A 9,783-nucleotide genomic window follows, 5' to 3' on the forward strand; every position below is an offset into this window, starting at 1 on the left:
CGGGGGGGGTCTCGCTCGATCTCCCCCCCAGGCGCGCCCGGGCCCCCCCCGGTTGGGGGGCCCCCGCGCCGCCTGCGTCGTCCTGGTGGCCCGGCGCCCGCGCCCCCACAACCCCTCAACCACGAAGAATGGGCGCGTGGAGGACGCGACGATCCGGGCGTACCAGGAGCGGGCGGATGCGTACCTCGCGGCCGATCGGGAGCCGCCGGAGCCGGTGCTCGCGTGGCAGCGCCGCTTCGCCGCGATCGTCGGCGCGGGCGGCACGGTCCTCGCGCGCGGCAGCGGCCCGGGACGCGATGCCGACCGGCTGGAGGGGTTCGGGTTGCGCGTGCTCCGCAGCGACGCGACGCCCGCGTTCACCGAGCGCCTCCGGGCCATGGGGCACGACGTGCTCGATCTCGACGTCCGGCGCGATCCGATCCCGGAGGTCGACGGCGTGTTCGTGAACGCGGTGCTCCTCCACCTCGACCGGGCCGAGCTCGCCGATGCGCTGCAGCGGATCCGGGCCGCCCTCCGCCCGCACGGCGCGTTCGCCTGCTCGCTCAAGGAGGGCGACGGCGAGGAGTGGCACGACCGCAAGCTCGGGCGCCCGCGCCGCTTCGTGTACTGGCGGGCTGCGCCGCTCCGAGCCGCGCTGGAGCAGGCCGGCTTCGCGGTGCTCGCGATCGAGCACATCCAGGGCGGGACCGAGCCCTGGCTCCAGGTCCTCGCCCGCCCCGTCGGTCAGCGCGCCCGGGGGTGCGCGGTCGTGTAGACGTCGCGGAGCGCGTCCGCGGTGACGAGCGTGTACAGCTGCGTCGTCGCCACCGAGCTGTGACCGAGGAGCTCCTGCACGACCCGCACGTCGGCCCCGCCCTGCAGGAGGTGGGTGGCGAAGCTGTGCCGGAACGTGTGCGGTGAGACGTGCGCGGTCAGGCCGGCGCGCTCCGCCGCCGCCTGGATGACCAGCCATGCGCCCTGCCGCGACAGCCGCGCCCCTCGCGGCCCCAGGAACAGGGCGGGGGTCGCGGCGCCCTTCGCCGCCCACATCGGACGCACGCGCGTGAGGTAGGCGTCGACGGCCGCGCGAGCGTAGGACCCGACCGGCACGAGGCGCTGCTTGCCTCCCTTCCCGAGCACACGCACGAGCTCGCCCGTGGCGAGGTCGTCGACGTCGAGGTGCACCGCCTCGCTGACCCGGGTGCCCGTCGCGTACAGGAGCTCGAGCAGCGCGCGGTCGCGGACGAGCACCGGCTCCTCCCCCTCCGTCGCCCCGATCAACCGCGCCATCTCGTCGATGCTGATCGCCTTCGGCAGCCGCATCGGCAGCTTCGGCGGACCCACCTCGTGGGCGACGTCGCTCGGCACGAGCCCGTCCTCGGCGAGGAACCGGTGCAGCCCGCGCACGGAGGAGAGCATCCGGGCCGCGGAGGAGGCCGCGGCCCCGTCCTCCTCGCGGATGCGGTGCAGGAACGCCGTGACGTCCGCCGTGGTGACCTCGCCCACATCCGCCCTGCCCGCGTCCGCGAGGTGGGCCGCGTACCGTGCCAGATCGCGACGGTACGCGGCGAGCGTGTTGTCGGAGAGCCCCCGCTCGACCGCGACGTGCCGGAGGAACCGTCCGACCGCGCGCTCGACCTCCATCGTGGTCAGCGGGTGTGCCAGGGCGCTCCGCCGGCGACCGGGTGCCGGAGCCACGGCTCGGCGCCCGGCGCGCGGGTCGCCCAATCCCGGGCCCGGGATGCGACCGCGGCCAGCGCTCCGACGACGAGCGACGGGCTCTGCACCCGGCGCGCGAGGACCGCGTCGACCACGTCGTCGAGCGGCACCCACCGGGTCTCGATGTCGGCCTCCTCGTCGTGCCGCGCGAACGCGGGCACCGACGACACGCCGCGCGCGAGGTAGACGCGGATCGTCTCGTCGCTGCCGCCCGGCGAGTTCTGGAAGTCCGCGAGCACGTTCCAGCGCTCCGCCGCGAGGTCCGCCTCCTCCGCGAGCTCGCGCTGCGCGGCGGCGAGGGGCGCCTCGCCGTCCATGTCGAGCAGCCCGGCCGGGATCTCCCACGCCCGCGCGCGGGTCGGGTGCCGGTACTGGCGGATCAGGAGCACCCGCTCCTCGTCGTCCAGCGCGAGGATCGCCACCGCGCCGGGATGCCGGATGACCTCGCGGGTGATCTCGGTCCCCCGGTAGTCGAAGGTCTCTCTCGCGACGTCCCAGACGCGGCCGTGGTGCAGCAGGGTGTCGTCGGTCAGCCGGTACGACTCCGGCACGTCCTCGAGCGGCTCAGGCACCGGTGGGCACCTCCTCGTCCACCGACGCGTCCTCGAAGAGCCGGGAGGCGCGCTGGCGCTCGAGCGCCGCGGCCACGAGCCCGCGGAAGAGCGGGTGCGCGTTCGTCGGCCGGGACCGCAGCTCCGGGTGCGCCTGCGTGCCGATGAAGAACGGGTGCACGTCGCGGGGCAGCTCGACGAACTCGACGAGCCGGTGGTCCGGCGAGGTCCCGGAGAACACGAGGCCCGCGTGCTGGAGGCGCTCCCGGTAGTGGTTGTTCACCTCGTACCGGTGCCGGTGCCGCTCGCTCACCTCCGCCCGCCCGTAGAGGTCGCGCGCGAGGGTGCCCTCCTCGAGGTCCGCGCGGTACAGGCCGAGGCGCATCGTGCCGCCCATGTCGCCCCCGGCGATGATCGCGACCTGCTCGGCCATCGTCGCGATGACCGGGAACGGGGTGTCGGGGTCGAACTCGGTCGATGAGGCGTCGGGCAGGTCCGCCTCGTGCCGCGCGAACTCGATCACCATGCACTGCAGGCCGAGGCAGAGGCCGAGCGCGGGGATGCCGTTCTCGCGCGCGAACCGGAGCGCGCCGACCTTGCCCTCGATGCCCCGCACCCCGAACCCGCCGGGGATGCAGATGCCGTCGAGGTCGCCCAGCTGGTGCGCGGCGCCTTCCGCCGTCTCGCACTCGTCGCTCGGCACCCAGCGGAGGGAGACCTTCGTCTGCTGGGCGAACCCGCCCGCGCGCAGCGCCTCCGTCACCGACAGGTACGCGTCCGGCAGGTCGATGTACTTGCCGACCAGGCCGATCGTCACCTCCTGCCGCGGCTGGTGCACCGCCTGCAGCACCGTGTTCCAGCGGGTGAGGTCGACGTCACCTGCCTCGAGCCCGAGCGCCTCCACGATCGTGTCGTCGAGCCCCTGGTCGTGCAGCATCGCGGGGATGTCGTAGATCGAGGGCGCGTCGACCGCGTTGACCACGGCCTCCTCGTCCACGTCGCACATCAGCGCGATCTTCTTGCGGTTCGACTCCGTGACCGGCCGGTCCGAGCGCAGCACGAGCGCGTCCGGCTGGATGCCGATCGAGCGCAGCGCCGCCACCGAGTGCTGGGTCGGCTTCGACTTCTGCTCGCCGGAGGTCGGGAGGTAGGGCACCAGCGACACGTGGACGAAGAACACGTTGCGGCGCCCGAGCTCGTGCCGGACCTGCCGCGCGGACTCGAGGAACGGCTGGCTCTCGATGTCGCCGACGGTGCCGCCGATCTCGGTGATGATCACGTCGGGCTGCGGGTCGTCCGCGGCCTGGAGGCGCATCCGGCGCTTGATCTCGTCGGTGATGTGCGGGATCACCTGCACGGTGTCGCCGAGGTACTCGCCGCGGCGCTCCCGCGCGATGACGGACGAGTAGATCTGCCCGGTCGTGACGTTCGCCGACTGGCTCAGGTTGATGTCGAGGAAGCGCTCGTAGTGGCCGATGTCGAGGTCGGTCTCCGCGCCGTCGTCGGTGACGAACACCTCGCCGTGCTGGAACGGGTTCATCGTGCCCGGATCCACGTTCAGGTACGGGTCGAGCTTCTGCATCACGACGCGCAGACCGCGCGAGCTCAGGAGGTTGCCGAGGCTCGCCGCCGTCAGGCCCTTCCCGAGCGAGGAGACCACGCCTCCTGTGACGAACACGTGCTTCGTCGTCTTGGCCGGCATCGAACTCCCCGTGTCCACCACGGGATTCCATCTTATGGACACCCGGACCCCCTGCGCGGCCACCCTCAGGCGGTGCCGGCCATCTCGAGCAGCTCCTGCGCGTGCGCGAGCGCGGATTCGCTCGTCGTGAGGCCCGAGAGCAGCCGGGCCATCTCCGCGACCCGTTCCGCGCCGGCGAGCCGCTGCACCGTGGAGGTGGTGACGCCCCCGTCGGACCCCTTCAGCACCTTGAGGTGGTTCGTGGCGAACGCGGCGACCTGCGCGAGGTGGGTGACGGCGATCACCTGCGACGTGGTCGCGAGCCGCGCCAGCCGCTTCCCCACCTCCGTGGCGGCGGCGCCCCCGATCCCCGCGTCCACCTCGTCGAACACGAAGGTCGGCACCGGATCGGTGCCGGCCAGCACGACCTCGAGCGCGAGCATCACCCGCGAGAGCTCCCCGCCCGACGCACCGCGCGCGATCGGCCGCGGCTCCGCACCCGGGTACGCCTGCAGCAGCAGCTGCACCGCGTCCCGGCCGGTGGACGTGAGATCGCCGCGGCTCGTGACGTCCACGAGCACCGCCGCGGTGCCCATCGCGAGGTCCGCGAGCTCCGCCGTGACGGCGGCGCCGAGGCGGTCGGCGGCATCCCGTCGCAGCGCCGACATGCGATCGGCGAGCTCGACCGCGAGCCGCTCGTCCTCGGCGACCTGTGCGGCGAGCCCCTCGAGCCGGTCCGGGTCCGCGTCGAGCTCGAGCAGACGCCGTCCGCCCTGGTCCGCGAACGCGAGCACGTCCTCGAGCGTGGGCCCGTAGCGGCGCACGAGCACCGCGAGCTCGTTGATGCGCTGCTGCACGCCCTCCAGCCGGCCGGGCGCGTCGGGGTCGAGGGCGGCGAGATAGCTCGCGAGCTCAGCGGAGGCGTCCGCCGCCAGCGACGCCACGGAGGCGACGGTCTCCGCGATCCCGGCGATCTGCGGGTCGAGCGGCGCGGCGCGCTCGAGCGCGCGGCGGGCCTCCACGAGGAGGCTCAACGCGTCGAGCGCGCCCACGTCCTCGGAGGAGAGCGCCTCGTGCGCGGTCGCGGCGGCGACCCGGAGCTCGTCCTGCGCACCGAGGCGCTCGGCGAGCGCGGCCAGCTCGGCGTCCTCGCCCGCCTGGGGGGCGACGCCCTCGATCTCCGCGAGCGCGGACCGCAGCTCACCTGCCTCCGCGCTCCGCGCCTCCTGCTCGGCCGTGAGCCGTTCGAGTTCCGCCCGATCCGCGAGGAAGCGGCGGTGGACACCGCTGTACCGCTCGAGCACGGACGCGAGCTCGGCGCCGGCGAACCGGTCCAGCAGGTCCCGCTGCGCCGTCGGCGACTTGAGCCGCAGCTGCTCGGACTGGCCGTGCACGGCGACGAGGTCCTCCCCGAGCTCCTGCAGCACCCCGACCGGGACCGAGCGCCCTGCGACCGCGACCCGGCTGCGTCCCTCGGCGGTCAGGGTCCGCGACACGAGCAGCTCGGCGACGCCGCCGCCGACGGGTTCGAGCTCACCGCCGGCCTCGTCGACCCGATCGGCCACGGGTCCGTGCTCCGGCACGACCCACCGCGCCTCCGCGACGGCGCGGTCCGCGCCCGCGCGCAGCACGCCCGAGTCCGCGCGACCGCCGAGCAGCAGGCCGAGCGCGGTCACGACCATCGTCTTGCCCGCACCGGTCTCGCCCGTGAGCGCGGTGAACCCCGGTCCGAGCGGCAGGACCGCGTCCTCGATGACGCCGATGCCGCGGATCGTGATCTCCTCGATGCCGGGCCGGGGCGCGTTCACGACGTCGGGCCTCGCCATCCGCTCACCGGCAGGTCGAACTTGCGCACGAGGCGATCGGTGAACCGGTCCTCCTCGGAGTGGATGCGGGCGAGGCGCACCGGCTCGGCGGAGGGCCCGACCTCGACCCGCGCCCCCACGGCGAGGTCGCACATGCGCCGCCCGTCGCACCAGAGCACGCCGCTCGCCGGGGTGCGCCGGAGCACCTCGACCGCGACCGCGGAGGAGGGCGGCACCACGAGGGGTCGCGCGAACAGGGCGTGCGCGGACAGGGGGACCACGAGCATCGCGTCGAGCGCGGGCCAGACGACCGGGCCCCCTGCCGAGAAGCCGTACGCGGTGGAACCGGTGGGCGTCGCGATCACGATGCCGTCGCAGCCGAATGACGACAGCGGCCGCCCGTCGATCTCGAGCACGACCTCGAGCATGCGCTCCCGCGCGGCCTTCTCGACCGCCGCCTCGTTCAGCGCCCAGTCCTCGTGCACGAGCCGGTCGTCCTCGTAGACGCGGACCGCGATCGTGTGCCGCTCCTCGACGTCCCAGCGCCGGGCCACCACGCGGGCGATGACGTGCGCGAGGTCCTCGGCCTCCGCCTCCGCGAGGAAGCCCACGTGGCCCATGTTCACGCCGAGCAGCGGGACGGCCGAGCCGCGCACGAGCTCCGCAGCGCGCAGGATCGTGCCGTCCCCGCCGAGCACGACGACCAGCTCGAGGTCGGCGACCTCGACATCGACGCCGAGCACCTCGGCGCCCGCCACGTCGCACCGCGCCGCGAGGTCGTCGCGCTCGCCCTCGGTCAGGACCGGGACCACGCCGCCGTCGCGGAGCAGCGCGAGCGCGGACGCCGCAGCGTCGACCGTCGCCTCCCGGCCGGTGTGCGCGAGGATCAGGACGTGGCGGTGCTCCGTCATGCGACCTCCCCCGCGTCCCGGCGCACGGCGCGCCCGATCGACGTCGTCCATTCTGACGGATCGCTCCCGCGCACGCGGTGGAGGTGGGCGAGCGCCTCCTGGTTCCCGTGCGTCCCGACCACCGGGGAAGGGATGAGGCCCGCCGTGCGCAGGCCCACCGTCGCGGCGGTGTCGAGGACCGCGCGGACCGCGCGCTCACGGTCGGCCGCGTCCCGCACCAGACCGCCGCGCACCCGTCCGCGCCCCACCTCGAACTGCGGCTTGATCAGGCAGACCACATCGGTCGACGGCGAGGTCAGCGCGGCGATCGCCGGCAGCACCAAGGTGAGCGAGATGAACGAGAGGTCCGCCACGATGACCTCGGGCGGCTCCGGGGACCCGGACAGGTCGGTGAGCCGCTCCCGGGTGAGCAGCCGTGCGTTCTCCCCCTCGACGACCACCACGCGCGGATCAGCCCGGAGCTCGGGCACCAGCTGATCGTGCCCCACGTCGAGGGCGACGACCGATCGTGCACCGCGCTCGAGCAGCACCTGCGTGAAGCCGCCCGTGGAGGCCCCGAGGTCGAGCGCCGATCGGCCCTCGACGGTCACCCCGAAGGCGTCGAGCGCGGCGTCGAGCTTGCCCGCGCCGCGGCCCACCCATCCGGTCCCCCGGTCCACCGCCACGACCGCGCCGGGAGCGACACGGTGGGACACGCGCTGCACCACCACGCCGTCGACCGTCACCCGACCGGCTGCGACGGCCGTCTGCGCCGCCGAGCGGGATCGCGCGAGCCCGCGCGCGACGAGCGCGACGTCGACCCGCTCGTCGTCGGGTCCCCGGACGCCGGTCACGAGACCGGCAGCTGGGACCGCGCCTCGAGCGCCTCCTGCGCGGCCAGATACGCGGCCGCTCGCTGGTCGAGCGGCAGGGCCTCGACCTGCCCCGGCGTCGTCAGGTCCTCACGCATGGTCGTCAGCGTAACGACGCCCTGAGACGCAGCACCTCGTCGGGGATGCGCAGCGCATAGACCCCGACCCCTGATCCCCAGACGGCCTCCGCCACGGCCCGGACCGTGTCCGCGGGCTCGCCGGCCCGGACCAGCTCGAGCTCGACGCCGCGCACCCGCGCGACGGCACGGCCGACGTGCACGGCGTCCCCGCGTCGGCGCGCTTCGGGGTAGGGCTCCAGCAGGCCGCGCAGGTCGGCCAGGACGAAGTCGGGGCGGGATTCCGGCTGCGCGGCCAGGAGCTCCTTCACGCCGTCGATCCCGGTCAGCACGAGCGCCGAGGGCATGCCGGCGGCGTTCGCCCCCTTCACATCCGTGTCGAGGCGATCGCCGACGAAGAAGGGTCGCGCAGCGCCGAACCGCTCGACCGCGGTCTCGAAGAGCGGGGTCTCCGGCTTGCCTGCGACGATCGGGAGGCGCCCCACCGCCGAGTGCACCGCGGAGACGAGCGTCCCGTTGCCGGGCGCGATGCCCCGCTCGACCGGGATGGTCCAGTCCGTGTTCGTCGCCACCCACAGCCGATCCGGGTCGGCGAGCGCGAAGGCCGCCTCGGCGAGATCGCGCCAGCCCAGATCGGGCGAGAAGCCCTGCACGACGGCGTCCGGCGCGTCGTCGGTGCCGGCGACGACCTCGAATCCCGCCGCGGCCACCACCGAGTGCAGACCGACGCCGCCGATCACGAGGATCCGCGCGCCGGACGGCAGCCGATCGCGGAGCACCCGCACCGCGGCCTGCGGTGACGTCACGACGTCGTCGGCGCCGGCCGGCACCCCCAGCTCGGTCAGCTGCGCCGCGACGGTCTCGGCGGTCCTGGAGGCGTTGTTCGTGATGAATCCGACGCGCACGCCGCGCCCGCGGACCTGGTCGAGGGCCGCGGGGGCGTGGGGCACGGCGGCGCTGCCGCGATAGACGACCCCGTCGAGGTCGAGCAGCAGGACGTCGGCATCGCCGAGCGGCGTCGGGCGCGCTACCCGGTCAGCGCTCGCTCTCGGCGGCGTCCTCCGCCGCGTCCTCGAGCGGCTCGGACTCGACCGTCACGGCGTCCTGCTCCGCATCGACCTCGGCCAGCACCCGCTCCGCGTTCGCGACCCGCGTGCGCCAGCGGACCACCTCGGCCTCGTCGCCCAGCTCCTCGTGCACCGTGGCGAACGCCTCGAAGAGCGACGGCGACCAGAGGTGGACCACCTGCAGGTCGAGCGGCGCGCGTTCGAGCTCGTCCAGGGCGGCCCGCGCGTCGCCGAGATCGAGCCGTGCACCGGACATCGCGATCGCGAGCCCCACCTGCGCCTCCACAGGCAGCGCCGAGCGGTCCACCGCCCGGCCCGTCTCCAGCGCGCGATCCGGTCGACCGACGCCCCGCTCGCTGTCGACCATCAGCGCGATCTGGTCGTCGGACCCGGAGATCCGACGGAAGGTGCGCAGCTCGCGCAGCGCGAGCGCGAAGTCGCCGGTCGCGTACGCCGCGATCGCCACGCTCTCCCGCACGACCGCGACACGGCCGGCCCGACGCGCGGCCGCCGAAGCGTGCCGGAGCGCCTCGGCCGGGTCGTCCTCGATCACCCGCGCTGCTGCGACGAGGTGGCGCGCGACCGTGTCCGCGTTCTCCTTGGACAGGGTCCGCAGCTCGCTGCGGGCGGCCCGGTCGAGGTCGGTCGCCTTCACGTCGTCGGGCAGCGCCGGCTCGTCGACGTGGCGACCTCCGGTGCGATGTCCGGCCGCGTCGTCCGTGCGAGCGGGGCGCTGATCGCGCCGCGATCCGTCCCGCGCGGGACGATCCGAGGGGAAGGAACGGCCTGCGCGCTCCGTGGATCGCCGCCCGCCGCGCTGCACGGGACGCTCCCCGTCCCGCCGTGGACCGCGCTCGTCGCCGTCGCCGCGGTCGTGCCGACCTGCTCGGCGGGGCCGATCGGCGCGCCGGCCGTCCTGGTCGCTCACGTGCACTCCTCGTCGTCAGCGGACAAACAAAAAGGGGAAGGTCCCGCGCTCATCGCTGAGCGCGCGACCTCCCCCTTTTCAAAAGAAGTCCGGCGGTGTCCTACTCTCCCACGAGGTCACCCTCGCAGTACCATCGGCGCTGAGAGCCTTAGCTTCCGGGTTCGGAATGTGACCGGGCGTTTCCCTCTCGCTATGGCCGCCGAAACACTATGGA

The 9,783-nt window shown here is 74.4% G+C and carries 9 protein-coding genes and 1 rRNA gene; 1 reads left to right on the forward strand and 9 read right to left on the reverse strand.

What is annotated here, in order from left to right; genetic code table 11:
• Nucleotides 1-136 precede the first annotated feature (136 nt).
• On the forward strand, nucleotides 137-754 hold the full coding sequence (locus ACTHLI_RS13145) for a methyltransferase domain-containing protein (protein WP_440184445.1): 618 nt from the start codon (nucleotides 137-139) through the stop codon (nucleotides 752-754).
• Here ACTHLI_RS13145 and xerD read toward each other — a convergent pair.
• The 9 genes from xerD to rrf all read right to left on the reverse strand — a co-directional run bounded on the left by xerD (nucleotide 724) and on the right by rrf (nucleotide 9,773).
• The gene (xerD, locus tag ACTHLI_RS13150) at nucleotides 724-1,623 is read right to left on the reverse strand and encodes a site-specific tyrosine recombinase XerD (RefSeq protein WP_440184448.1); all 900 of its coding nucleotides are present in this window, start codon (nucleotides 1,621-1,623) and stop codon (nucleotides 724-726) included. The genes ACTHLI_RS13145 and xerD overlap by 31 nt on opposite strands.
• A gap of 5 nt (nucleotides 1,624-1,628) precedes the next feature.
• Nucleotides 1,629-2,270, reverse strand: coding sequence for an NUDIX domain-containing protein (locus ACTHLI_RS13155; RefSeq protein WP_440184450.1), 642 nt, complete (start codon nucleotides 2,268-2,270; stop codon nucleotides 1,629-1,631).
• Entirely contained in the window at nucleotides 2,263-3,951 is a 1,689-nt protein-coding gene (locus tag ACTHLI_RS13160) for a CTP synthase (protein WP_440184464.1), read from the reverse strand. Before ACTHLI_RS13160 ends, ACTHLI_RS13155 begins: the two co-directional genes overlap by 8 nt.
• A 65-nt stretch (nucleotides 3,952-4,016) precedes the next feature.
• Nucleotides 4,017-5,756, reverse strand: coding sequence for a DNA repair protein RecN (gene recN, locus ACTHLI_RS13165; protein WP_440184453.1), 1,740 nt, complete (start codon nucleotides 5,754-5,756; stop codon nucleotides 4,017-4,019).
• Nucleotides 5,735-6,646, reverse strand: coding sequence for an NAD kinase (locus ACTHLI_RS13170; protein WP_440184456.1), 912 nt, complete (start codon nucleotides 6,644-6,646; stop codon nucleotides 5,735-5,737). Before ACTHLI_RS13170 ends, recN begins: the two co-directional genes overlap by 22 nt.
• Nucleotides 6,643-7,479 carry a TlyA family RNA methyltransferase gene (locus tag ACTHLI_RS13175; protein ID WP_440184458.1) on the reverse strand — a complete coding sequence of 279 codons (837 nt, stop codon included), beginning with the start codon at nucleotides 7,477-7,479 and terminating at the stop codon, nucleotides 6,643-6,645. The genes ACTHLI_RS13170 and ACTHLI_RS13175 overlap by 4 nt, the downstream gene beginning before the upstream one ends.
• A gap of 121 nt (nucleotides 7,480-7,600) precedes the next feature.
• Nucleotides 7,601-8,569 (reverse strand): HAD-IIA family hydrolase, encoded by a 969-nt coding sequence (locus tag ACTHLI_RS13180; RefSeq protein ID WP_440184466.1) that lies wholly within the window; start codon nucleotides 8,567-8,569, stop codon nucleotides 7,601-7,603.
• Nucleotides 8,570-8,609: 40 nt separating this feature from the next.
• A complete protein-coding gene (locus ACTHLI_RS13185; protein ID WP_440184461.1) occupies nucleotides 8,610-9,296 on the reverse strand; it encodes a hypothetical protein in 687 nt (228 codons plus the stop codon).
• Nucleotides 9,297-9,656: 360 nt separating this feature from the next.
• A 5S ribosomal RNA gene (gene rrf / locus ACTHLI_RS13190) occupies nucleotides 9,657-9,773 on the reverse strand.
• Between the last annotated feature and the right edge of the window lie 10 nt (nucleotides 9,774-9,783).

This window comes from Amnibacterium sp., from assembly GCF_051956055.1.
Classification (GTDB): Bacteria; Actinomycetota; Actinomycetes; order Actinomycetales; family Microbacteriaceae; genus Amnibacterium.

What these genes read in the sequence shown, in the direction of transcription:
- xerD (WP_440184448.1), bottom strand. Translation starts at nt 1,623, where the DNA reads ATGGAGGTCGAGCGCGCGGTCGGACGGTTCCTCCGGCACGTCGCGGTC.
- ACTHLI_RS13160 (WP_440184464.1), bottom strand. Translation starts at nt 3,951, where the DNA reads ATGCCGGCCAAGACGACGAAGCACGTGTTCGTCACAGGAGGCGTGGTC.
- recN (WP_440184453.1), bottom strand. Translation starts at nt 5,756, where the DNA reads ATGGCGAGGCCCGACGTCGTGAACGCGCCCCGGCCCGGCATCGAGGAG.
- ACTHLI_RS13170 (WP_440184456.1), bottom strand. Translation starts at nt 6,646, where the DNA reads ATGACGGAGCACCGCCACGTCCTGATCCTCGCGCACACCGGCCGGGAG.